Source organism: Pelagerythrobacter sp. Soil_C_18 (assembly GCF_057657235.1).
This window is the reverse complement of sequence record NZ_JBDGIU010000001.1, coordinates 351,606-372,656: the sequence shown is the minus strand read 5'-3', so window position 1 is coordinate 372,656 and position 21,051 is coordinate 351,606. Positions and strand designations below refer to the sequence as shown.

General features: G+C 67.9%; 24 protein-coding genes. 16 read left to right on the top strand and 8 right to left on the bottom strand.

Annotated features, from left to right (window positions below; genetic code table 11):
* Positions 1–29: 29 nt before the first annotated feature.
* Both AC3A5N_RS01585 and AC3A5N_RS01580 read right to left on the bottom strand, forming a co-directional pair.
* A complete protein-coding gene (locus AC3A5N_RS01585; RefSeq protein ID WP_487735558.1) occupies positions 30–584 on the bottom strand; it encodes a F0F1 ATP synthase subunit delta in 555 nt (184 codons plus the stop codon).
* A 145-nt stretch (positions 585–729) separates the two neighbouring features.
* Positions 730–2,271 carry a trypsin-like peptidase domain-containing protein gene (locus AC3A5N_RS01580; protein ID WP_487735557.1) on the bottom strand — a complete coding sequence of 514 codons (1,542 nt, stop codon included), beginning with the start codon at positions 2,269–2,271 and terminating at the stop codon, positions 730–732.
* 105 nt (positions 2,272–2,376) lie between these two features.
* Between AC3A5N_RS01580 and AC3A5N_RS01575 the strand changes: the two genes are divergently transcribed.
* The 3 genes from AC3A5N_RS01575 to AC3A5N_RS01565 are packed head-to-tail and all read left to right on the top strand — an operon-like array spanning position 2,377 to position 4,651.
* Positions 2,377–2,853, top strand: coding sequence for a DUF1203 domain-containing protein (locus AC3A5N_RS01575; protein WP_487735556.1), 477 nt, complete (start codon positions 2,377–2,379; stop codon positions 2,851–2,853).
* 1 nt (position 2,854) lies between these two features.
* Positions 2,855–3,889, top strand: coding sequence for a bifunctional DNA-binding transcriptional regulator/O6-methylguanine-DNA methyltransferase Ada (ada, locus tag AC3A5N_RS01570; protein WP_487735555.1), 1,035 nt, complete (start codon positions 2,855–2,857; stop codon positions 3,887–3,889).
* Positions 3,890–4,651 carry an isocitrate lyase/PEP mutase family protein gene (locus AC3A5N_RS01565; protein ID WP_487735554.1) on the top strand — a complete coding sequence of 254 codons (762 nt, stop codon included), beginning with the start codon at positions 3,890–3,892 and terminating at the stop codon, positions 4,649–4,651. It abuts the gene before it with no gap.
* Here the strand turns inward: AC3A5N_RS01565 and AC3A5N_RS01560 are convergent.
* Entirely contained in the window at positions 4,648–5,274 is a 627-nt protein-coding gene (locus AC3A5N_RS01560) for a glutathione S-transferase family protein (RefSeq protein WP_487735553.1), read from the bottom strand. The two genes, AC3A5N_RS01565 and AC3A5N_RS01560, sit on opposite strands and share 4 nt — an antisense overlap.
* A gap of 11 nt (positions 5,275–5,285) precedes the next feature.
* The gene (locus AC3A5N_RS01555) at positions 5,286–7,451 is read right to left on the bottom strand and encodes a primosomal protein N' (protein ID WP_487735552.1); all 2,166 of its coding nucleotides are present in this window, start codon (positions 7,449–7,451) and stop codon (positions 5,286–5,288) included.
* Positions 7,452–7,605: 154 nt separating this feature from the next.
* Between AC3A5N_RS01555 and fsa the strand changes: the two genes are divergently transcribed.
* The 6 genes from fsa to AC3A5N_RS01525 all read left to right on the top strand — a co-directional run bounded on the left by fsa (position 7,606) and on the right by AC3A5N_RS01525 (position 14,817).
* Positions 7,606–8,259 (top strand): fructose-6-phosphate aldolase, encoded by a 654-nt coding sequence (gene fsa / locus AC3A5N_RS01550; RefSeq protein WP_487735551.1) that lies wholly within the window; start codon positions 7,606–7,608, stop codon positions 8,257–8,259.
* A gap of 122 nt (positions 8,260–8,381) precedes the next feature.
* On the top strand, positions 8,382–10,196 hold the full coding sequence (gene cobT, locus AC3A5N_RS01545; protein WP_487735550.1) for a cobaltochelatase subunit CobT: 1,815 nt from the start codon (positions 8,382–8,384) through the stop codon (positions 10,194–10,196).
* Positions 10,197–10,203: 7 nt separating this feature from the next.
* The gene (locus tag AC3A5N_RS01540; protein ID WP_487735549.1) at positions 10,204–10,881 is read left to right on the top strand and encodes a nitroreductase; all 678 of its coding nucleotides are present in this window, start codon (positions 10,204–10,206) and stop codon (positions 10,879–10,881) included.
* 34 nt (positions 10,882–10,915) lie between these two features.
* Positions 10,916–12,388: a cysteine--tRNA ligase gene (gene cysS, locus AC3A5N_RS01535; RefSeq protein WP_487735548.1), complete on the top strand. Its 1,473-nt coding sequence runs from the start codon at positions 10,916–10,918 to the stop codon at positions 12,386–12,388.
* A complete protein-coding gene (locus AC3A5N_RS01530) occupies positions 12,385–13,323 on the top strand; it encodes a D-2-hydroxyacid dehydrogenase (RefSeq protein ID WP_487735547.1) in 939 nt (312 codons plus the stop codon). Before cysS ends, AC3A5N_RS01530 begins: the two co-directional genes overlap by 4 nt.
* Before the next feature lie 48 nt (positions 13,324–13,371).
* On the top strand, positions 13,372–14,817 hold the full coding sequence (locus AC3A5N_RS01525; RefSeq protein WP_487735546.1) for an aldehyde dehydrogenase family protein: 1,446 nt from the start codon (positions 13,372–13,374) through the stop codon (positions 14,815–14,817).
* A 65-nt stretch (positions 14,818–14,882) separates the two neighbouring features.
* On the opposite strand, the gene AC3A5N_RS01520 is transcribed toward AC3A5N_RS01525, so the two are convergent.
* Both AC3A5N_RS01520 and AC3A5N_RS01515 read right to left on the bottom strand, forming a co-directional pair.
* Entirely contained in the window at positions 14,883–15,221 is a 339-nt protein-coding gene (locus AC3A5N_RS01520) for a hypothetical protein (RefSeq protein WP_487735545.1), read from the bottom strand.
* The gene (locus AC3A5N_RS01515) at positions 15,211–15,408 is read right to left on the bottom strand and encodes a hypothetical protein (RefSeq protein WP_487735544.1); all 198 of its coding nucleotides are present in this window, start codon (positions 15,406–15,408) and stop codon (positions 15,211–15,213) included. Before AC3A5N_RS01515 ends, AC3A5N_RS01520 begins: the two co-directional genes overlap by 11 nt.
* A gap of 131 nt (positions 15,409–15,539) precedes the next feature.
* Here AC3A5N_RS01515 and AC3A5N_RS01510 point away from each other — a divergent pair, with 131 nt between their 5' ends.
* Positions 15,540–16,169 (top strand): S24 family peptidase, encoded by a 630-nt coding sequence (locus tag AC3A5N_RS01510; protein WP_487735543.1) that lies wholly within the window; start codon positions 15,540–15,542, stop codon positions 16,167–16,169.
* A gap of 6 nt (positions 16,170–16,175) precedes the next feature.
* On the opposite strand, the gene AC3A5N_RS01505 is transcribed toward AC3A5N_RS01510, so the two are convergent.
* Positions 16,176–16,655: an SRPBCC family protein gene (locus AC3A5N_RS01505; protein WP_487735542.1), complete on the bottom strand. Its 480-nt coding sequence runs from the start codon at positions 16,653–16,655 to the stop codon at positions 16,176–16,178.
* Between the two features lie 142 nt (positions 16,656–16,797).
* Here AC3A5N_RS01505 and AC3A5N_RS01500 point away from each other — a divergent pair, with 142 nt between their 5' ends.
* Positions 16,798–17,463, top strand: coding sequence for an MBL fold metallo-hydrolase (locus tag AC3A5N_RS01500; protein WP_487735541.1), 666 nt, complete (start codon positions 16,798–16,800; stop codon positions 17,461–17,463).
* A gap of 7 nt (positions 17,464–17,470) precedes the next feature.
* Here the strand turns inward: AC3A5N_RS01500 and AC3A5N_RS01495 are convergent, their stop codons facing one another.
* Positions 17,471–17,863 (bottom strand): MAPEG family protein, encoded by a 393-nt coding sequence (locus AC3A5N_RS01495; RefSeq protein ID WP_487735540.1) that lies wholly within the window; start codon positions 17,861–17,863, stop codon positions 17,471–17,473.
* Positions 17,864–18,054: 191 nt separating this feature from the next.
* Here AC3A5N_RS01495 and rpmF point away from each other — a divergent pair, with 191 nt between their 5' ends.
* From rpmF to AC3A5N_RS01470, 5 genes are all read left to right on the top strand, one after another.
* A complete protein-coding gene (rpmF, locus tag AC3A5N_RS01490) occupies positions 18,055–18,234 on the top strand; it encodes a 50S ribosomal protein L32 (protein ID WP_487735539.1) in 180 nt (59 codons plus the stop codon).
* Positions 18,235–18,256: 22 nt separating this feature from the next.
* A complete protein-coding gene (gene plsX / locus AC3A5N_RS01485) occupies positions 18,257–19,321 on the top strand; it encodes a phosphate acyltransferase PlsX (protein ID WP_487735538.1) in 1,065 nt (354 codons plus the stop codon).
* Entirely contained in the window at positions 19,318–20,283 is a 966-nt protein-coding gene (locus tag AC3A5N_RS01480; protein WP_487735537.1) for a beta-ketoacyl-ACP synthase III, read from the top strand. Before plsX ends, AC3A5N_RS01480 begins: the two co-directional genes overlap by 4 nt.
* Positions 20,284–20,368: 85 nt before the next feature.
* Positions 20,369–20,668, top strand: coding sequence for an integration host factor subunit alpha (locus tag AC3A5N_RS01475; RefSeq protein ID WP_487735536.1), 300 nt, complete (start codon positions 20,369–20,371; stop codon positions 20,666–20,668).
* A gap of 7 nt (positions 20,669–20,675) precedes the next feature.
* Entirely contained in the window at positions 20,676–21,047 is a 372-nt protein-coding gene (locus AC3A5N_RS01470) for a MerR family transcriptional regulator (protein WP_487736303.1), read from the top strand.
* Positions 21,048–21,051 lie beyond the last annotated feature (4 nt).

The window sequence follows — 21,051 nt, the reverse complement described above, 5'->3', positions numbered from 1 at the left end:
GTTCGTGTCTTCCTTCGAGCCTTTTGGCGTCAGCCCTTCATGGCTTGGGCAAGAGAATTGAGGCGGGTGCGGATCGAGCCGTCGATCCGCTTCGAACCGATGGTGACGACCAGCCCGCCGAGGAGGTCGGGATCGACGCTGGTGTCGAGCAGGACCGTGCGCCCTTCGCGCGCGGTCAACTTGTCCTTGAGCGCGGCAAGCTGCGCGTCGGTCAGCGCGTGGGCGCTGGTGACTTCGGCCGTAACCTCCCCGCGCTGCGCGGCGGCGATCGCGCGGAAGGCGCGGATGATCGCGGGCAGCTTACCCAGCCGGCGGTTGGCGGCGAGCACGCCGAGGAAGTTGCCGGTCAACTCGCTGAGGCCGAGCAGCTTCACGAGGCCGGCCATGGCCGCGCCCTGCGCCTTGCGGCTGAGCTCGGGGTTGGTGGTCGCGGCGCGCAGATCGCTCGATTCGGCGAGTGCCTCGGACAGCTTGGCAAGGTCCGATTCGACGGCCGTGACCGTGCCTTGCTCGGCGGCAAGGTCGAATAATGCCGAGGCATAACGCCCTGACAGGCTAGCCTGAATACCGGCGGAAATCTCCACGCGTCTCTCGTCCTTTGAAGGTCCGGAAAATAGCGGTGCATCGCCATGCCGGTATGAGCGGACGGACCGCACCCGGCAAAGCTGGCGCGCGCCTAGCACCGGCCTTGCTGCGATGCAACCCGACTCGGCCCCCGGCCGTAGTACCTTATCGCTTTGCCTCGCAGGAATAGACCAGTCGCTCGTTCGGCGCCGCGGGGAGCAGGCTGGTCACGCCAGACTGCAGATCGGCGACGTTGCTCGCGGCCTCGGGCGCGCCGCACTGGGGCGGCGTATAGGCATCGCGCGCGGCGCGGGCCTCCGTCATCGCGCCGCGGCCGAGGAGATAGCGATCATTGCGAAACGTGCCGGTCGCCGGATCGAACTGGTTGACCGAGACGGTATCCTCCTCGTCCGGCACGAACACGCGCGACCAGGTCCCACCGGAGAAGCCGTACTGTGTGCGGCCGTTGACGCAGCCGTCCTCTCGCCACGAGAATTCGAGCTCGCGGTCCGGCGCGCCGACGATGCGGCTGCGCGAGAGGTCGAGCGTGCAGACCAGCATGCCGTCGCCGGTCGCATCGGCGCCCGGCGCGTCCGGCGTGTCGCCGCTCCCGTTCATCGCAGCGGCGACACGCCGGCTGACTTCGTCGAGGCCGGGGCGGGTGAACCAGAGCGCCAGCGCCGCGATCGCTGCGATCGCGCAGATCGTGCCGGCGATCATCAGCTTGCGCTCGCCACTCTCGCCTTCCTGCCGCGCCTGCCATGCGGCGAAGGCCGCGCCGGCGGCGACCAAGGTAAGAAGGAAGGCGAGGGCCATCGCGTTCTCACGGTCGGTCTGGACCGATTCGCGCGCCTCGTCCTCGATGCGCTGCCGTTCCTCGCGCGTCTCGGCGGTGCGGGCGGCGAGCTGCTGGCGCGCCTCCGCCTGCTCGCGCTCGACCCGGGTCCGCTCGGCCTCGTTCAGGTCCTCGAGGCTGCGGCAGGGCAGTTCGGTCACGCGCGGCTCGACGTCGTTCGCCTGAAGGAAGGGCAGCAGCTCGCGGGTCGAGACCGCGAAGTAGAATTCCCCGTCCGACCCGTCCGAGTCGGTGCCGAAGCTGTTGACACCAATCACCCGTCCGCACCCGTCGAGCAGCGGCCCGCCCGAGTTGCCGCGTGCGATCGGCGCGGTGTGAAGGATGGTGTCGAACAGACGGCTCGGCCGCTGGCCCGAGATGAACCCGCGGCTCTTCACCGGCGGCTGTGAATGGAAGATGTCCTCCATCCCGAGCCCCTGTGCCCGGTCGACGTTCATCGGATAACCGACCGCCGACACCTCGCCGTCGCGCACCGGCCCGGCCGCGACGGTCAGCGGTGGCAGGCGCAGCTCGCCCGTGATCTCGACGAGCGCGAGATCGTTGCTGGGGGAAACGGCGATTGGCCGGGCATAGGCCGCCGCTTCGCCGCCTTCGCTCGGGACGATGCCGATGCGCAGCGTATCGTCCTGCAACGCCTCGCGCACGACATGCGCGTTGGTCACGATCTTCGCGGGCGAGACGGCAAAGCCGGTCCCGTGGCTTACCGGAAAGACCTCCTGCCCGTCGGTGCCGATGATCACCACCCGCACCACGCCGCGTGCAGCCGCGTCGATATCGGCCGGATCGGCCTGGGCCGCGGCGGGAAGGAACAGCGCAAGCAGCGCGGCGGCCAGGGTGAGCAGGCGCATCATCTGCACGGCTTCTAGGGGACTCCCTGTTTTGACCGCAAGGTCCGGGATGCAGCGGTCCTCAAGTGCGCGCATCTGAGTGGCCGACACACGAAAGGATCGCTTGTCATGACTTATCGCATTCGCGGGCTCGATCCCGCGCAGTTTGCAGACCGCTTCGCCATGGAGGGAGGCGCGCTGGCCCTCTCGCTCTCGCAGCGCCTGACGGCGGGGGCGGGCGGATACTACCCCTGCCGCGTCAGCCTCGAGGACGCCGCGCCGGGAGAGGAGATCCTCCTCACGAACTTCACCAACCACGCGGTCGACACGCCTTACCGCAATACCTTTGCCATTTATGTCCGGCGGAAGGCGGACCGCGCCGCCGAGTTCGTCGACCGCCTGCCGCCAGTCCTGCGCGCGCGGCCGATCGCACTGCGCGGCTACAACGCGGCAGGCCTGCTGCACCGCGCCTCGCTTGCGCTGGAGGACGACGCCGACGCCGCAATTCGCGACCTCCTGAAAGACGGGGACATTGCCTATATCGATGCGCACAACGCGAAGCATGGCTGTTTCGCCGCGCGGATCGAGCGTTATGAGGAGCACTGACATGCTTACCGACGATCTTGCCTGGGCCGCGGTCCAGCGGCGCGACCGCAGCTTCGACGGCCGTTTCGTGACCGGCGTGCTCACCACCGGCATCTATTGCCGCCCCTCGTGCGCGGCGCGTCATCCGAGCCGCGAGAACGTGCGCTTCTTCGCCAGCGGAGCAGAGGCGCGAGCGGCCGGGCTGCGCCCGTGCAAGCGGTGCCTGCCCGACAACGTCGCGCGCGACGAGGCTGCGGTGCTGGCCGCGATAGACGAGATCAAGCAAGGGGTCGACGGAACGGACGGCACACCCTCGCTCGACGAGCTCGCCCAGCTCACCGGCTATTCGCCGAGCCACTTCCAGCGCGTGTTCAAGCGTGCGACGGGCCTCTCGCCCGCCGCCTACGCCCGCGCCTTGCGCGCCGAGCGCGTCCGCGACGCGCTGAGCGGCGGAACGAGCGTGACCGAGGCGATCTACGAGGCGGGCTATTCGGGCCCGTCGCGGTTCTACGACGATGCGAAAGGGAGGCTGGGCATGGCGCCGAGCGCATGGGCCGACGGGGGCAGGGGAGTCACGATCCATTGGGCGGTCGTCCCGACGACGATCGGGCCGATGCTCGTCGCCGCCACGGATAATGGTGTGTGCCGCCTTTCGTTCGACGAGGACGAGGCCGAACTGCACCGCCGCTTCCCGAATGCCGATCTCGTCCAGGGCGGCGCCGAATTCGAGAAGCTGCTGGCCGAGGTCATCGCCTCGGTCGAATCGCCCGGCGATTTCGCGCACATCCCGCTCGACGTGAAGGGCACGGCATTTCAGGAAGCGTGCTGGAAGGCGCTGCGCGAAATCCCGCCGGGCGAGACGCGCAGCTACGCCGACATCGCGGCGGCGGCGGGCAATCCCAGGGCGGTCCGCGCCGCCGGCAGCGCCAACGCGCGCAACAACGTCGCCGTGCTCATCCCCTGTCACCGCGTCATCCGAAGCGATGGCGATCTCGGCGGCTATGCCTACGGACTCGATATCAAACGTGAACTGCTGAAGCGCGAAGGAACGAAATAGATGAGCAAGATCGAACAATTCCGGGTCCTGCACGCACCGGGCAACCCGCTGGTGCTGTTCAACATCTGGGATGCCGGCTCGGCCCGCGTCGTCGCGGAAGCGGGCGCCGATGCGATCGCCACCGGCAGCTACGGAGTGGCCGAGTCGCTTGGGCTCACCGACGGAGAGACCGTGCCGCTCGACCTCGTGCTGGCGAACCTCGAGCGGATCGTGTCGGTCACCGACCTGCCGGTCTCGATCGATATGGAGTCGGGCTACGGCGATACACCGGACGAGGTCGCCGCCTCGGTCGCCCGTGCGCGCGATGCGGGCGCGGCGGGCATCAATATGGAGGACCGGCTGCCGGGCGAAGACGCGCTGGTCCCGCTTGCAGAGCAGGCCGAACGCGTGGCCGGCGCCGCCTCGACCGGGCTGTTCGTCAACGCCCGCTGCGACGTGTTCCGCGGGCGCGATGTCGCCGCCGAGGGGGAGGCGCTGGTTGCCGAAACACTCGAACGCGCGCGCGCCTATGCCGATGCCGGCGCGGGCGGGCTGTTCGTTCCCTTCCTCTCCGACGCGCAATGCATCGCCGCGATCTGCGAGGGTTCGCCGCTGCCGGTCAACGTGCTCTGGTCCCCTCCCTGCGGCGATCGCGCGGCGCTGGCGGCGCTCGGCGTCGCGCGGATCAGCCACGGGCACCAGCCTTGGGCGGCGGCGATGGCGATGCTCGGGCACGAGGCCGAACGCGTGCTTGCGGGCGGAACGCCCAGCTACGCCGATTAGTCCAGCTTGGGCGTCACGCCGGGCTCGCACTTCTCCATTGCCCGGCGATAGGCTTCGCGCCGCCCGATCCGCTGGAGATAGGCGGCGATATTGGGATAGGGATCGAGGCTCGCGCCGCCGAACAGGCGCGAGGTGGTGAGGTTGAAACCCATCATGATGTCGGCGGTGGTGAGCTGCGAGCCGCCGAAGAATTCCGCCTTGCTCAAGCGGGCCTCGGCCAGCGCCCAGGCCCGCTTGACGCGGTCGGTGACGAATTCGGGCACCTCGCCCATCCGGCCGGCGATCAGCGTCATCATGCCGTTGGTCATGAAGGTCGCGTTGGCGAAGTGGAACCAGAACAGGTGGCCCACGAAATCCCGGTGATCGACCCCGGGCGACAGCTTCGTGCCGCCGTACTTACGGTCGATATATTCGCAGATCGCCCCGCTTTCGCCGAGCGTCAGATCGCCATCGGTGATGACCGGGGCGATCCCCATCGGGTGCAGCGCCTTGTACTCGTCGGGCGCGAGATTGTTGTCCTCCCGCCGCATATAGAGCTTGAGCGCGTATTCGATCCCCAGCTCCTCGCACAGCCAGACGATACGCTCGGACTGCGAAATGCGCAGATGATGGACGGTCAGCATGATCGAATCTCCTAGACGAAACTGTACGGGTCGACATCCACGCTCACGCGCACGCCTCGCGGGAAATTCAGGGCGCCGAGCCATTGGCGGATCACGTCCTGCAGCTGCGCGCTGCGGCGGGCGTTGAGGAGCAGGCGGTAGCGGTAGCGGCCGCGCAGGAGCGAGAGCGGGGCGGGGGCGGGGCCGAGGATGGCGATATCGGGCAGGTCGGGGCGCGTGCCGCCGATGGCGCGGGCGGCTTCCTTGGCTTCGGCCTCGTCCTCGCTCGAGACGATGATGGCGGCCCAGCGGCCGAAAGGCGGCGCGCCCGCGTGGCGGCGGCCTTCGGTTTCGGCGGCGTAGAAGGCGTCGCGGTCCCCCGCTGCGAGCGCAGCGATCACGGCTGCCTCGGGGTGGCGCGTCTGGATCAGCACCTGCCCGGGCTTGTCGCCGCGCCCGGCGCGCCCCGCGACCTGGGCGATCTGCTGATAGGTTCGCTCGGCAGCGCGCAAATCGCCGCCTTCGAGGCCAAGGTCGGCGTCGACCACGCCCACCAGCGTCAGCTCGGGAAAGTGGAATCCCTTGGTCACGAGCTGGGTGCCGACGATCACGTCGATCGCGCCCCCTTCGACCTGCGAGACGAACTCCGCGGCTTTCTCGGGCGAGTTGAGCGTGTCGCTGGTCGCCACCGCGACGCGCGCTTCGGGGAGGATTTCGGCGACTTCGTCCGCGATCCGCTCGACACCGGGGCCGCAGGCGACGAGGCAGTCGGGCTCGCCGCACTCGGGGCAGTTCGCGGGCGGGGGTGTCTCGTGTCCGCAGTGGTGGCAGGCGAGCCGGCGGCTGAAGCGGTGCTCGACCAGCCAGGCGGTGCAGTTGGGGCACTGGAAGCGGAAGCCGCAGTTGCGGCACAGCGTCAGCGGGGCATAGCCGCGGCGGTTGAGGAACAGCAGCGACTGCTCGCCGCGCTCCAGCCGCACGGCCAGCTCCTCCGCCAGCCGCGGCGCGAGCCAGCGGCCGCGCTCGGGCGGTTCCTCGGTCAGGTCGAGGGTTTCGATCGCGGGCAGTTCGGCGGCCCCGAAGCGACTCGGCAGTTCGAGCCGTTCGTAAATGCCGCTCTCCGCCATCTGGAGGCTCTCGAGCGCGGGCGTCGCGCTGGCGAGGATCACCGGGATGCTTTCGAACCGGGCGCGCATGACGGCGACGTCGCGCGCGTTGTAGCGCACCCCTTCGTCCTGCTTGAAGCTGACCTCGTGCGCTTCGTCGATCACGATCAGGCCCAGGTTCGCATAAGGAAGGAACAGCGCGGATCGCGCGCCGACGACCACTTGCGCTTCCCCGCTGGCGATTGCGCGCCACGCGCGCCGCCGCTCGGTCGATTTCAGCGAGGAGTGCCAGACGACCGGCGGAACGCCGAAGCGGCCTTCGAACCGGCGCAGGAATGCTTCGGTCAGCGCGATCTCGGGCAGGAGGACAAGCACCTGTCGGCGGGCGCGCAGCGCGGCGGCGACGGGCTCGAAATAGGTCTCGGTCTTGCCCGAACCGGTTACGCCGTCGAGCAGGAAAGGCGCGAACGCGCGTGCCTCGACCGCTTCGACGAACCGCGTTGCAACCGCGTCCTGCTCGGGCGACAGCTCGGGCTGGGCATGGTCGGGATCGCCGCGCGGATAGGGCCGGTCGCAATCGACCATGACCGGCTCGAGCACGCCCTGGTTGACGAGACCGCGCAACACTGCGTCGGAAACGCCTGCGAGTTCGGCCAGTTCGCGGATCGTCGCCTGCTCGCCTTCGAGCAGCTCCATCGCGCGCTCGCGCTGCGGCGTCATCCGCTCGGGCATGCCGCCGGTCAGGCGATATTCGGTCATCGTCGCCGGCCCACGCAGCGCGCCGCCGCTGGAAATGACCATGCGTGCCACGGAGGAAAGCGGGGCGCAGTAGTAATCCGCCGTCCACTCGATCAGGCGCCGCAGCGCCGGCCCGAGCGGCGGGACCGGTAGCACCTCGATCAGCGGGCGCAGCTTGCTCTCGGGAACGGAGTTCGCGGGCAGCCGCTCTTCATCCCACACGACGCCGACGATCTGGCGCGGGCCGAGCGGAGCGACCACGACCGATCCCGGCGCGACCGTCATGCCCGGCGGCACCGAGTAATCGAGCGCGCCGAGCGCGGCGTTGAAGACGAGGAGGCGGACGCGGTTCATACGATCGCGCCCATATGAGAGCGAGGGGGCGGAGGCGGCAAGGCGGCGAACGGCGAAATGTCCGGTTTGTTGCCTGCCCGTGTGAACCGGGAAGGCCTAGCCCCCGCTGCGCCGCTTGGCTAATGCGGGCGGGAATCGCCAATCGGAGCCCACCATGAAGTTTTTCGTCGACACCGCCGACACTGCCGAAATCGAGGACCTGGCCGCGACCGGCCTGCTCGACGGCGTCACCACCAATCCTTCGCTGATCGCCAAGTCCGGCCGCGACTTCATGGAAGTGACCAAGGAGATCTGCGGCCTGGTCGACGGCCCGGTCAGCGCCGAAGTCGTCGCGCTCGACCACGAGACGATGATGAAGGAGGCCGAAGTCCTCCGCAAGATCGCCGACAACGTGTGCATCAAGGTGCCGCTGACGATCGACGGGCTCAAGACCTGCAAGGCGCTGACCGGCGATGGCACGATGGTCAACGTGACACTGTGCTTCTCGGCCAACCAGGCGCTGCTCGCGGCGAAGGCCGGGGCGAGCTTCATCTCGCCCTTCGTCGGCCGCCATGACGACAACGGGTTCGACGGGATGGAGCTTATCAGCGATATCCGCCTGATCTACAATAACTATCAGTTCGACACGGAAATCCTCGTCGCCTCGGTGCGGCACCCGGTCCACGTGCTCGAAAGCGCCCGGATCGGCGCCGACGTGGCGACCATGCCGCCAAGCGTAATCCGCGGGCTGTTCAAGCATGTGCTGACCGACAAGGGCATCGAAGGGTTCCTCGCCGACTGGGCGAAGACCGGGCAGAAAATCATATGATGACTTTCTGCCCGAGTCCCCGCGAAGGCGGGGACCTCGTGCCACCGGCGCTCGGCATATGGCCTGAGACCCCCGCCTTCGCGGGGGATCATGTTTTCGCAGGGGCTCGTGCATAGAAGACAATGGCCGATCAGACGCCCCTCGACTGCTTCAAGCAGGCGCTAACCGGAACGGCGCGGGCGCTCGCGCGCGAGCCGGAGGTCGAGGTTGCGTGGAGCGCGGATGCACCCGCGGCCAACGGCAAGAACTTCCGCGTGCCGCTCCCCGGCCGCACCCTGCCGCCCGAGCAGGCGCGCGAGGCGCGCGGTTTCGCCGATAGTTTCGCGCTCAAGCTGCGCCACCATAATGGCGCGCTGCACGCGCGCGGCGCACCGTCGGAGCCGGTTGCGCGCGCCTGCTACGACGTGGCGGAGCAGATCCGCTATGAGGCACTCGGCGCGAACAATTTCAGCGGCGTACGCGAGAACCTTGATGCCGCGGTGGAACTGCGCACCGCTAGCGACCCGATCACGCGCGCGCAGAGCGAAACCGACGTTCCGCTCCAGACCGCGCTCGGCCTGATCCTGCGCGAGCGGCTGACCGGCGCGCCGATTCCCGAACGGGCAAAGGCCGGCGTCGAAATGGTTCGCGAATTCATCGAGGCGCGGGCCGAGCCGGATCTGGAGGCGCTCGCGCTTTCGCTCGACGATCAGAAGGCGTTCCAGTCTCTTGCGCTCGATATGTTGCGCCACCTCGAACTCACGCGCGCCGAGGACAACGAGAACGGCGACAACGAGGAGGGTGACGAGGAAGACGGTCTCGATCAGGACGAGGATGAGGACGAGGGCGACGACAGCGGCGAAGCCGAGCCGCAGTCCACCGAGATCGCCGGCGAGCCGAGCGAGGGCGAAGGCGAAACCGAAGGCGACGCCGAGGCAAGCGATGAGATGGCCGACGGCGACTCCTCCGAGGAGGGCGAGGAGGGCATGTTGCCCGTACGCCCCAACCGGCCGTGGACCGACATTCCGGGCGATTTCGAATACAAGTACTTCACCGACAAGTTCGACGAAGTGATCGAGGCAAACGAGCTGTGCGACGCCGAAGAGCTCGACCGGCTGCGTGCCTATCTCGACAGCCAGCTGACCGGCCTCCAGTCGGTCGTCACCCGGCTCGCCAACCGGCTCCAGCGGCGGCTCATGGCGCAGCAGAACCGCAGTTGGGATTTCGATCAGGAAGAAGGGCTGCTCGATGCGGCGCGGCTGGCGCGCGTGGTCGTCAGCCCCGGCCATTCCCTGAGCTATAAGATCGAGCGCGACCAGGAATTCAAGGACACGATCGTCACCCTGCTGATCGACAATTCGGGTTCGATGCGTGGGCGGCCGATCTCGATCGCGGCGATCAGCGCCGACATCCTCGCGCGCACGCTCGAGCGGTGCGGCGTCAAGACGGAGATCCTCGGCTTCACCACCCGCGCGTGGAAGGGCGGGCAGAGCCGCGAGGCCTGGCTCGCGGACGGCAAGCCGGCGCAGCCCGGCCGCCTCAACGACCTGCGCCACATCGTCTACAAGAAGGCCGACGAGCCCTGGCGCCGCGCGCGCCGCAACCTCGGCCTGATGATGCGCGAAGGGCTGCTGAAAGAGAACATCGACGGCGAGGCGCTGCTCTGGGCGCACCAGCGCCTGCTTGGCCGGTCGGAGGATCGCCGGGTCCTGATGGTCATTTCGGACGGCGCGCCGGTCGACGATTCGACGCTAAGCGTGAACAACGCCGGCTACCTCGAAAGTCACCTCAGGCGCGTGATCGACTGGATCGAAAAGCAGTCGCCGGTCCAGCTCGTCGCCATCGGCATCGGCCACGACGTCACCCGCTACTACAAGCGCGCGGTGACGATCATGGACGTCGAGCAACTGGGCGGCACGATCATCGAGCAGCTCGCCGGGCTGTTCGAGGCGGAGTGATCAGGTCGTGAACGTCTCCGAAGCTGTCGCCAGCCGCCGCTCCGTCCGCGCCTTTCTCGACAAGCCGGTCGATCGCGCCGTTCTGGAGCGCGTGCTGGAGAAGGCGCAGCGTGCGCCGTCGGGCGGGAATACGCAGCCGTGGCACGGGCTCGTGCTTACCGGCGAACCGCTGCAACGGCTGTTCGCGCGCATCGCTGAGGAGTTTCCCAAGGGCCGCGCCGCGCACGCGCCCGAGTATCATATCTACCCGCCCGAACTCGATGGCGCTTACGAAGCCCGCCGGTTCGGCGTGGGCGAGGATATGTACGGCGCGCTCGGCGTCGCGCGCGAGGACAAGGCGCAGCGCCTGCAATGGTTCGCCAACAATTTCCGCGCGTTCGGGGCGCCTGTGCTGATGCTGGTCCACACGCCGAAATATATGGGTCCGCCGCAGTGGTCCGACGTGGGCATGTGGCTGCAGACGATCATGCTCCTCCTGCGCGAGGAGGGGCTGGACTCCTGCCCGCAGGAGGCCTGGGCGGTCTATTCCCCTCAAATCCGCGAAGTGGTCGAGATACCGGAGGATCACACCTTCTTCTGCGGCCTCGCCATCGGCTGGCGCGACCCGGAGGCGCCGGTGAACAGCTTCTCCGTCGCCCGCGCTCCGCTGGAAGAGGCGATCCGCTGGCAGGGTTTCGGCGCTTGACCGCAAGCCCGCGCGCGGGCCAAGGCTTGCGGCGATGACCGGCGCGCCTCTTCAGCTCTTCAACTCGCTGACCCGTCAGCTCGAGACCTTCGAGCCCGTCCACCCCGGCGAAGCACGGGTCTATTCCTGCGGACCGACCGTCTACAACTACCCGCACATCGGCAACATGCGTGCCTACGTCTTCGCCGACGTGCTCGTCCGCACGCTGAGCTGGAAGGGCTATACGCTCACCCACGTCATCAATATCACCGACGTTGGTCACCTGACCGACGACGCCGACGCGGGCGAGGACAAGCTGGAGAAGGCCGCGGCCGAGAACGCCCGGTCGATCTGGGACATCGCGAAGCACTACACCGAGGCCTACTGGGCCGACGTGAAGGCGCTGAACATCCGGGGGCCGATGAAAGCGGGCAAGCCCGAGGCCGCGCACTGGTCGATCGCCACCGACTACGTTCCGCAGATGATCGCGTTCGCCGAATCCATCGCGGACAAGCATTGCTACGAGCTCGACAGCGGCCTCTACTTCGACGTCTCGACGGTCGCCGACTACGGCCGGCTGGCCCGCGCGAAGACGGAGGAGGGCGAAAGCCGGATCGAGGCGGTCGAAGGCAAGCGCAACGCGGCCGACTTCGCCATCTGGCGCAAGACGCCGCCAGGCGAGACGCGCCAGATGGAATGGGACAGCCCCTGGGGCCGCGGCGCTCCGGGCTGGCACCTCGAATGCTCGGTGATGGGCGAGGCGCTGCTCGGCTTCCCGTTCGACATCCACACCGGCGGCATCGACCACCGCGAGATCCACCACCCGAACGAGATCGCCCAGAACCAGGCGCGCTGCTGCACCAATGGCCTCGACGATCCGCTCGCCAGCGGCGCGCGTATCTGGATGCATAACAACTTCCTGGTCGAGCGGTCGGGCAAGATGTCCAAGTCGGCCGGCGAATTCCTGCGCCTGCCGCTATTGGTGGAGAAGGGTTACCACCCGCTCGCCTACCGCCTGATGTGCCTCCAGGCGCACTACCGCAGCGAGCTGGAGTTCTCGTGGGAGGGCCTCGGTGCCGCACTGACGCGCCTCAAGCGTATGGTGCTCGCCGCCGAACGCTTCGGCGATGCGGAGGAAGGCGGCGATCCGCGCCACCCGCGCCTCGCGCCGTTCCTCGACCGGTTCGATGCCGCCATGTCCGACGATCTCAACACACCTCTCGCGCTGACCGCGTTCGAGGAAGCGATAGCGGCGAAGAAGATCGACCCCGCGGCCCGGCGCGCGGCGATCGCGGAGATGGATTCGGTGCTCGGCCTCGGCCTGCTCGACCTCACCCGCACCGACCTGCGGCTGCGCCCCAAGGACGCTGAACTGGACGAGGACGATGTGGAAGACGCCCTCGAACGCCGCCGCGACGCCCGCGCGGCGAAGGACTTCTCCCGCTCGGATGCGATCCGCGAGGAGCTGGCGGCCAAGGGCGTCGAGGTGATGGACGGCGATCCGCTAGGCTGGGAGTGGAAACTATGACCATCGCCGTTCTTTCCGGCCTGATCCGCCCGCTGGTGGAGGCGCAGTTGCCGGCCGGGATCGAGCCGCGCTGGTACACATCGATCGAGGAACTGCACGCGCTCGCGCCCGAGGCGGAGATCGGGTGGTTCGACCTCGACGCGAAGGACCCGATGGCCGAGGCGGTGCGGCGGGCGGAGAAGCTGCGGTGGCTCAACTCGATCTACGCCGGGCTCGATTTCCTGCCGCTCGATCTGCTGCAGCAGCGCGGGGTCACGATCACCAACGGCGCCGGCATCAACGCCATCACCATCGCGGAATACGTCGTCATGGGCATGCTGACGATGGCCAAGGGCTACCGCGAAGTCGTCCGCGCGCAGGAGCGGCATGAGTGGCTGATGGACTCGCCGGGCAAGCGCGAGCTCGCCGGCAGCAAGGCGCTGCTGCTCGGCTATGGCGCCATCGGCAAGCTCATCAAGCCGCGGCTGGAGGCGTTCGAGGTCGAGGTCTCGGTCGTGCGCCGTTCGGGCGGAGAAGGCGTGCTCAGGCCGGACGAGTGGCGCGCGCGGCTTGGCGAGTTCGATTGGGTGATCCTCGCCGTCCCCGCCACGCCGGAGACGGACGCGATGATCGGCGCCGAGGAACTGGCGGCGATGAAGGAAGACGCGGTGCTGGTGAACATCGCCCGCGGCGCGGTGGTCGATCAGGACGCGCTCGTCGCCGCGCTGGAGGACAAGCGCATCGGCGGCGCCTTCCTCGACGTCACGACGCCCGAGCCGCTGCCGGCCGACCACAAGCTGTGGTCGCTCGGCAACGCGCATGTCACCATGCACCTCTCGGGCCGGGCGCAGAGCCGGATGTTCGCGCGCTCGGCCGAGCGCTTCCTTGCCAACTGCCGCCGCTACGTCGCCGGCGAACCGCTCGAACCGATCTTCGACCCCGCGCGCGGATACTGAGCGCGGACCCATCGGCCGCGGCAGGGATTGATCGGGCAGGAGGATCGAATGCCGAAGCTCAAGGACACGTACCCGCTCTACCTCAACAACAAGGCGGCGCAGCCGAACACCGATCTCGAGGTGACCGACAAGTACACCGGAAAGCTCGCCTTCCGCACCGCGCTCGCCACGCCCGAGGTGATCGAGGAGGCGATCGCCGGCGCGGTCCGCGCGGCCGAGCCGATGGCGCGACTCGCGAGTTACGAGAAGCAGGCCGTGCTCCAGCACTGTGTCGACCGCTTCCGCGAGCGGTTCGACGAGCTCGCCTATGCCCTGTGCGTCGAGGCGGGCAAGCCGATCAACGATGCGGAGGGCGAGGTCACGCGGCTGATCGATACCTTCCGCATCGCGGCGGAAGAAGCGGTCAGGAACTACGGCGAGATCCAGCCGCTCGACATCTCGGCGCGCGCGAAGGGCTATATGGGCATGTGGAAGCGCGTGCCGATCGGGCCGTGCAGCTTCATCTCGCCGTTCAACTTCCCGCTCAACCTCGCCGCGCACAAGATCGCGCCGGCGATCGCAGTGGGCTGCCCCTTCGTGATGAAGCCGGCCAGCCTCACCCCGCTCGGCGCGCTGATCATCGGCGACGTGCTTGCCGAGTGCAGCATCCTGCCCGAAGGCGCCTTCTCGATCCTGCCCGCGCGGCGCGACGGAGCGGACCTGTTCACCACCGACGAACGGCTGAAGCTGCTGAGCTTCACCGGCTCGGACGAGGTCGGCTGGGCGCTCAAGGCGAGGGCGGGCAAGAAGAAGGTCGTGCTCGAGCTCGGCGGGAACGCGGCGGTGATCGTCGACCGCGATGCCGACCTCGACCATGCGCTCGAGCGGATTGTCTTCGGCGCCTTCTACCAGTCCGGGCAGAGCTGCATCGGCGTGCAGCGGATCATCGTTCACGAGGACATCTACGACGCGTTCAAGGCCCGGCTGGTCGAGAAGACCAAGAGTCTCGTCGCGGGCGATCCGAAAGACCCGAAGACCTTCATTGGCCCGATGATCTCGGAGAAGGAGGCAAGCCGCCTCAAGGGCTGGATCGATGCCGCCATAGAGGCCGGCGCCACCCTGCTGTGCGGCGGTGGGTGCGAGGGCAACATGCTCGAGGCCACGCTGCTGGAGAACGTCCCGGAAGGCTGCGATGCCAACCGGCAGGAGGCGTTCGGCCCGCTCGCCAATCTCTCCAGCTTCACCGATTTTGGCGAGGCGCTCGAACGGGTGAACGATACGCGCTTCGGCCTCCAGGCCGGTGTGTTCGCGCGCGACATCCACAAGGTCCTCGACGCATGGGACCGGCTCGTGGTCGGCGGCGTGATCGTCAACGACGTCCCCAGCTACCGCGTCGACAACATGCCCTACGGCGGGGTCAAGGATTCCGGCCTCGGGCGCGAGGGCATCCGCTTCTCGATGGAGGACATGAGCGAGATCCGCAACCTCGTGATCCGGCGCGAGAGCGCGGGTTAGCCCTCCGGCATGGACCACGCGGGCGGGAATCCAGCCCGGCCTGGGCGGTGGGGGATAGTGAATGATCATGCGTCCACCAGCAGCAGGAGCTCGCACTCGACCGTCATTTGCGGCTGAGGCAACAGGATGTGATCGACCCGGGTGACGGTGGCATCGGCGACGAGTTGGCCGAGGATCGTGAACTCGTGTTCGGGCATGGCGGCGATGACATGCTCGCCGGCCGCGACCGCCTCGCGTCCATCGAAGCGCAGCGTCACGGTGTGGCGGGAGCCTTCGAAGGTCACGCTCGCCCAGGCCGTCTCGCGGTGCGTCACCACCGTGGCCGTGTTCCGGGCGAGATCGAGCAGGGCCGCGCGCAGCCGGTCGGCAGTGGTGCGGCGGGGCGGGAGGGGATCACGCGGCATGAGCAGTCTCCGGCGCGGCCTGGTAGGCGGCCATGAAGGCGCGGATGCGCGCCTCGGTTTCGGCGCGCGGTTCGCGGCCGTTTCTCAGATCGAATACGAAGCGCGGGTCCTGCATCGTGAGGCGGCCGAACTTGGTCGCCGCGATGTCGTGCGCGCGGAGGAATTTTTCGACGGATCGGATCAGCATGGCTCTCCCCGACAGGTGGTGATGGGCGACTCGGAAACTGTGCGTTCCTGATTCGTTCCATTTGAAATCCTACTTGTCTAGGAAAAATACATCGTCTATACGGGAAAAATGTTGCGACCATGGATCTCGTCATGACCGACACGCGCCAGCGCCTGCTCGAGCTTGCCCGTGATCACGGGGCGAGCCTGGCCGGCCTGTCGCAGCTCATCGGCCGTAACCCTACGTATCTCCAGCAGTTCGTCCGCAAGGGCAGCCCGCGCAAGCTGGAGGAGGAGGATCGGCGCACGCTCGCCGAGTTCTTCGGCGTGGCTGAATCGGAACTCGGCGCGCCGGCGGAAAAATCCTATGCGAATCCGGCCGCTGACTGGGTCGAGGTGCCGCGCCTCTCGCTCGACGCCTCCGCCGGGCCGGGCGCGCTCGGCGCGCAGGAGATCCCCTTCGACGCCTTCCGCTTCTCGCCCCGCTGGCTGCGCGAAATGGGGCTCGACGGCGCCGACCTCACCGCCATCCGGGTCGAGGGCGATTCGATGGAACCGCTCCTGCGCAGCGGCGACGAGATCTTCGTCGACCGCAACAAGCGCGGCCACGAGGGCATCCACGTGGTCCGCATCGGCGACGCGCTCCACGTCAAGCAGCTCCAGGCCAGCACCCCCGGCCGCATCGCCCTCATCAGCCTGAACAAGGCTTACGCCGCGATCGACCTCGCCCGCGACGAAGTCGAGGTGATCGGCCGCGTGGTCTGGAAGGGCGGGCGCGTTTGATGTGTTTTAGAGCGTTCGGGCGAGCGCTTCCAGCCGGCCGGCCGTCTGCGTCCAGCCTTCCTGAAACCCCATCTCTTCATGCTCCCTGCGGGCCTTTTCGGTCCAGTGAAGCGCGCGGACGACATACCGCGTCCTGCCGTTCTCGTCGGAAAGTTCGACGATCATGGTCCTGAATGGCGTTGCGGGCGGTTCGGCGGGAATCCAGCCCTCGGAGTAGGCGTTGGTGAACGCAAGTATCCGCTCGGGAACCGCTTCAAGGATCACGCCGGCGCCATCCGATGTCTCGCCGTTCGGCCCTTGCATGACGATGTGCGAGGCGCCGCCGGGGCGCAGGTCCAGCGTCTTGACCTCGGTTGTCCAGGAGTCGGGGTGGAACCACTGCTCGAGCAGTTCGGGCTCCGTCCAGCAGCGCCACACGCTCGCGCGCGGTGCATCTAGAAGCTGCTCGAAGCGCAGTTCGTGCCCTGCCGGCCATTCGGCGGTCATTTTACGAGTCTCCACAGCGATGGGTCAGGCAGACTGTCAACGCTCCACCGGCGCAATCGTGTCACAGGCCGCCTTGCGCCGCCGCCTGGGCCGCGGGGGAGCGCGGCTTGCAATCCGATCCGAGCCCGGCCATCTCCCCGCCATGACCGACACTCCCCAGCCTCCGATGCGCGCGGCGATCCTGCCGGTGACTCCGCTGCAGCAGAACTGTTCGCTGATCTGGTGCACGAAGACGATGAAGGGCGCGTTGGTCGACCCCGGCGGCGATCTCGACAAGCTCAAGGCGGCGGTCGCCAAATCCGGCGTGACGCTGGAGAAAATCCTCATCACCCACGGCCACCTCGACCATTGCGGACAGGCGGGCGTCCTGGCCGAGGAACTCGGGCTGCCGATCGAGGGCCCGCACGAGGAGGACCGGTTCTGGATCGCCCGCCTCGACGACGACGGGCGCGAGTGGGGCATGGCCGCGCGCAGCTTCGAGCCCGACCGCTGGCTGAACGACGGCGACACGGTTACGGTCGGCGACCTGACCCTCGACGTGATCCACTGTCCCGGTCACACCCCCGGCCACGTCGTGTTCCATCACGCGCCGAGCAAGTTCGCGATCGTCGGCGACGTGCTGTTCCAGGGCTCGATCGGCCGCACCGACTTTCCCCGCGGCAACCATCAGGACCTGATCGACGCGATCACCCAGAAGCTCTGGCCGCTGGGCGAGGACGTGACCTTCATCCCCGGCCACGGCCCGACCAGCACCTTCGGCCACGAACGCAAGACCAACGCCTTCGTCAGCGACCAGGCGCTGTCGTAGGCGATCTTCAGATCAGCCGCAGCACCGCGCCCACAGCTACGCCGGCCAGGAAGAGCTGGGTGGCGAGCGTCGTCAGCACGCCGACCGCACGGCCGATCTGCGCCTTGCCGCCGTCCATTCCGAACCCATGTGCCACCCGGCCGAGGATGAAGGCGCCGGCGACATAGGCCAGCCAGGTCTCACCAATTCCGGCGATCTCGATCGCCGCGATCAGCACCAGCACGATCGGCACGTTCTCCGCGAAGTTGAGCTGCGCGCGCATCCGCCGCTGTAGCGCCTCGTTCCCTCCGTCGCCCACGCTGATCCCGTGCGCGCGGCGCAGGGCGCCGACCCGCAGCGAGAGCCAGAGGTTGACGATGGCCGCAGCCGCGGCGGCGGTCAGTGTGACGGCAAGTATCATGCAGGTTTCCCTTTCCCCGAGGACGCCATGTGCTAGGGACAGGTCGCGCGGCTTGCAACGGCGGAAATTTGCGCTATAGGGCGCGCCTTCCCGCCATGGTCGGGTCCACTGCCAGGCACGCACTTGTGCGTTGCCGGACCTTGGCCTAGAGCGGCGCGCAACACTCGGATTTTACTGGAACAGGTGCCGCAATGGCTGTCCCCAAAAGAAAAGTATCGCCTCATCGCCGCGGCAATCGTCGCTCGCATGATTCGCTGAAGGTCGAGGCATTCCACGAATGCTCGAACTGCGGCGAGTTGAAGCGTCCGCACAACCTCTGCACGCAGTGCGGGCACTACAACGGCCGCGAAGTCATCGCCGTCGGCCTCTGACGGCCGAAGTTCGGAGAGCGCTATGAGTTTGCCGCGTATCGCCGTCGACGCGATGGGCGGCGATGAAGGCGTGCGCGTGATGGTCGAAGGTGCCGCGCTTGCGCGCCGGCGCCACGACCAGTTCAAGTTCTTGCTCGTCGGTGACGAGAAGCGGATCGCCGCCGCGCTCGATACGCATCCGGGCATGCGCGGCGCTTCCGAGATCCTCCATTGCGAGGATGTCGTCGGCGGCGACGAAAAGCCGACCCAGGCCCTCCGCCGCGCCAAGACCACATCGATGGGCCTCACGGTGGGCGCGGTGAAGCAGGGCGAAGCCGGCGCCGCGGTCAGCGCGGGCAACACCGGCGCGCTGATGGCGATGAGCAAGCTCGCCTTGCGCACTCTGCCCGGCATCGACCGCCCGGCGCTCGCCGCGCTCATGCCCACCCTCGGCGACAACGACGTCATCATGCTCGACCTCGGCGCCAACACCGAGGCGGACGCGCGCAACCTCGTCCAGTTCGCGATCATGGGCGCCGCCTATTCGCGCATCGTGACGGGTCTGGCCCAACCGCGCGTGCGACTGCTCAACATCGGCACCGAGGAGACCAAGGGCACTGACGCGCTGCGCGTCGCGGCGGCCCAGCTCCAGGCCGCCACCGGCCTCGCGCTCTCGTTCGACGGCTTCGTCGAAAGCGACAAGATCAACCGCGGCGAAGTCGACGTGGTCGTCACCGACGGCTTCTCCGGCAATATCGCGCTCAAGGCGATCGAGGGCGCTGCGCGCTTCGTCACCGACCTGCTGCGCAACGCCTTCACCAGCTCGCTGCGCTCCAAGATCGGGTTTCTCGTCTCGCGCCCGGCGACCGAACTGCTGCGCCACCATCTCGACCCCAACAACCATAATGGCGCGGTCTTCCTGGGCCTCAACGGCGTCGTGGTGAAGAGCCATGGCAGCGCCAGCGCGGCCGGCGTCGCCAACGCGGTCACCGTCGCCGCACGCCTGCTGGAGGAAGACCTGACGCACCGGATCAGCGCCGACCTGGCCGAACTGGGCGAGGCGCGGCTGCGCGCCAGCAACGGAAACGGCAACGGAGGCGGGAAATGATCCGCTCGGTCGTCCGCGGCAGCGGCTCGGCGCTTCCGCGCACCGTGGTCAGCAACGCCGAACTCGCGGAGCGCGTCGATACCAGCGACGAGTGGATTGTCGAGCGTACCGGCATCCGACAGCGCTATATCGCCGAGGACGATGAGACGACCTCCTCGCTCGCCATCGAGGCTTCGCGCAAGGCGCTCGAGGCCGCCGGGATCGAGGCGAAGGACATCGACCTGATCGTGCTGGCAACCGCCACGCCCGATCAGACCTTTCCCGCCACCGCCACGATCGTCCAGGACGCGCTCGGCTGCAACGGCGGCATTGCGTTCGACGTGGGCGCGGTGTGCTCGGGTTTCCTCTACGCGATGGCGAGCGCCGATTCGATGCTGCGCACCGGCATGGCCAAGCGCGCGCTGGTGATCGGCTCGGAGACCTTCAGCCGCATTCTCGACTGGGAGGATCGCACCACCTGCGTCCTGTTCGGCGATGGCGCCGGGGCGATCGTGCTGGAGGCGCAGGACGTCGCCGAAGATGGACCGGGCGTGCTCGCCAGCAAGCTCCACGCCGATGGCGCGCACAACCAGTTGCTTTACGTCGACGGTGGTCCCTCGACCACGCAGACGGTCGGCAAGCTGCGTATGAAGGGGCGCGAGGTCTTCCGCCACGCGGTGGTCAATCTCGCCGCCGTGCTGGAGGAGACGCTGGCCGAAGCCGGGTTCACGTCCGACGACATCGACTGGGTCGTGCCGCACCAGGCCAATGCCCGCATTCTCGACGCGACCGCGCGCAAGCTCGGGCTGCCGGCGGAAAAAGTGATCGTTACCGTGGACCGGCACGCGAACACCTCCGCCGCCTCGGTGCCGCTGGCGTTCGACGCCGGCGTGCGCGACGGGCGGATCAAGCCGGGTGACCTGGTAATGTTCGAGGCGATGGGCGGCGGCTTCACCTGGGGCGCAAGCCTCGTGCGGCTGTGACTGCGCAGACGTTGCGGAGCAGGACGACAATCGTTAAGGTTCCGTACCTTATCCTGGGTCGGGTCGCGATTGAGGAGGAAGGCGCATGATGCGTTCTGTGGGCACGCTGACTCGCGCGGATCTTGCGGAGACGATCAATCGCAAGATGGGACTGTCGCGGGCGGAGTCGCTCGATATGGTCGAGGCCATTCTCGCGCATATGTGCGGGGCGATGACCGACGGCCAGAATGTGAAGATCTCCGGGTTCGGCAGCTTTGTTCTGCGCGACAAGAAGGAACGCGTCGGCCGCAATCCCAAGACCGGCGTCGAAGTGCCGATCACGCCGCGCCGCGTGATCACCTTCCGCGCCAGCCAGTTGCTCAAGGACCGGATCGCGAGAGGCTGAGGCGATGATGACCGAATTCGACGATGGCAAGGACCAGGGTGCCCTGAGAACCATCGGCGAGGTCAGTCAGGCGCTCGGCATCAAGCCCCACGTGCTGCGATACTGGGAGCAGCAGTTTCCCATGCTCCAGCCGCTCAAGCGCAGCGGCGGCCGCCGTTATTACCGCGCGGGCGACATCGCGCTGGTCGAACGCATCGACCGCCTCGTCAACCGCGAGGGCTACACTTTGAAGGGCGCCCTAGCGGCACTCAAGGGAACCGAGGCGTCACCGAAGCCCGAGATTTCGCCGCAGAACGCCCGCACACCCGATGTCCCCGCGGACGTCCTCCCGCGCCTCAAAACCATCCGCGAAAAACTGGCGCAGGCGCTCGCGGCCTGAAACG

What these genes read in the sequence shown, in the direction of transcription:
- AC3A5N_RS01470 (WP_487736303.1), top strand. Translation starts at nt 20,676, where the DNA reads ATGACCGAATTCGACGATGGCAAGGACCAGGGTGCCCTGAGAACCATC.
- ada (WP_487735555.1), top strand. Translation starts at nt 2,855, where the DNA reads ATGCTTACCGACGATCTTGCCTGGGCCGCGGTCCAGCGGCGCGACCGC.
- AC3A5N_RS01505 (WP_487735542.1), bottom strand. Translation starts at nt 16,655, where the DNA reads ATGACCGCCGAATGGCCGGCAGGGCACGAACTGCGCTTCGAGCAGCTT.
- AC3A5N_RS01515 (WP_487735544.1), bottom strand. Translation starts at nt 15,408, where the DNA reads ATGCTGATCCGATCCGTCGAAAAATTCCTCCGCGCGCACGACATCGCG.
- rpmF (WP_487735539.1), top strand. Translation starts at nt 18,055, where the DNA reads ATGGCTGTCCCCAAAAGAAAAGTATCGCCTCATCGCCGCGGCAATCGT.
- cobT (WP_487735550.1), top strand. Translation starts at nt 8,382, where the DNA reads ATGGCCGATCAGACGCCCCTCGACTGCTTCAAGCAGGCGCTAACCGGA.
- AC3A5N_RS01555 (WP_487735552.1), bottom strand. Translation starts at nt 7,451, where the DNA reads ATGAACCGCGTCCGCCTCCTCGTCTTCAACGCCGCGCTCGGCGCGCTC.
- plsX (WP_487735538.1), top strand. Translation starts at nt 18,257, where the DNA reads ATGAGTTTGCCGCGTATCGCCGTCGACGCGATGGGCGGCGATGAAGGC.
- cysS (WP_487735548.1), top strand. Translation starts at nt 10,916, where the DNA reads ATGACCGGCGCGCCTCTTCAGCTCTTCAACTCGCTGACCCGTCAGCTC.
- AC3A5N_RS01580 (WP_487735557.1), bottom strand. Translation starts at nt 2,271, where the DNA reads ATGATGCGCCTGCTCACCCTGGCCGCCGCGCTGCTTGCGCTGTTCCTT.
- AC3A5N_RS01525 (WP_487735546.1), top strand. Translation starts at nt 13,372, where the DNA reads ATGCCGAAGCTCAAGGACACGTACCCGCTCTACCTCAACAACAAGGCG.
- AC3A5N_RS01500 (WP_487735541.1), top strand. Translation starts at nt 16,798, where the DNA reads ATGACCGACACTCCCCAGCCTCCGATGCGCGCGGCGATCCTGCCGGTG.
- AC3A5N_RS01495 (WP_487735540.1), bottom strand. Translation starts at nt 17,863, where the DNA reads ATGATACTTGCCGTCACACTGACCGCCGCCGCGGCTGCGGCCATCGTC.
- fsa (WP_487735551.1), top strand. Translation starts at nt 7,606, where the DNA reads ATGAAGTTTTTCGTCGACACCGCCGACACTGCCGAAATCGAGGACCTG.
- AC3A5N_RS01510 (WP_487735543.1), top strand. Translation starts at nt 15,540, where the DNA reads ATGACCGACACGCGCCAGCGCCTGCTCGAGCTTGCCCGTGATCACGGG.
- AC3A5N_RS01565 (WP_487735554.1), top strand. Translation starts at nt 3,890, where the DNA reads ATGAGCAAGATCGAACAATTCCGGGTCCTGCACGCACCGGGCAACCCG.
- AC3A5N_RS01480 (WP_487735537.1), top strand. Translation starts at nt 19,318, where the DNA reads ATGATCCGCTCGGTCGTCCGCGGCAGCGGCTCGGCGCTTCCGCGCACC.
- AC3A5N_RS01575 (WP_487735556.1), top strand. Translation starts at nt 2,377, where the DNA reads ATGACTTATCGCATTCGCGGGCTCGATCCCGCGCAGTTTGCAGACCGC.
- AC3A5N_RS01520 (WP_487735545.1), bottom strand. Translation starts at nt 15,221, where the DNA reads ATGCCGCGTGATCCCCTCCCGCCCCGCCGCACCACTGCCGACCGGCTG.
- AC3A5N_RS01475 (WP_487735536.1), top strand. Translation starts at nt 20,369, where the DNA reads ATGATGCGTTCTGTGGGCACGCTGACTCGCGCGGATCTTGCGGAGACG.
- AC3A5N_RS01530 (WP_487735547.1), top strand. Translation starts at nt 12,385, where the DNA reads ATGACCATCGCCGTTCTTTCCGGCCTGATCCGCCCGCTGGTGGAGGCG.
- AC3A5N_RS01560 (WP_487735553.1), bottom strand. Translation starts at nt 5,274, where the DNA reads ATGCTGACCGTCCATCATCTGCGCATTTCGCAGTCCGAGCGTATCGTC.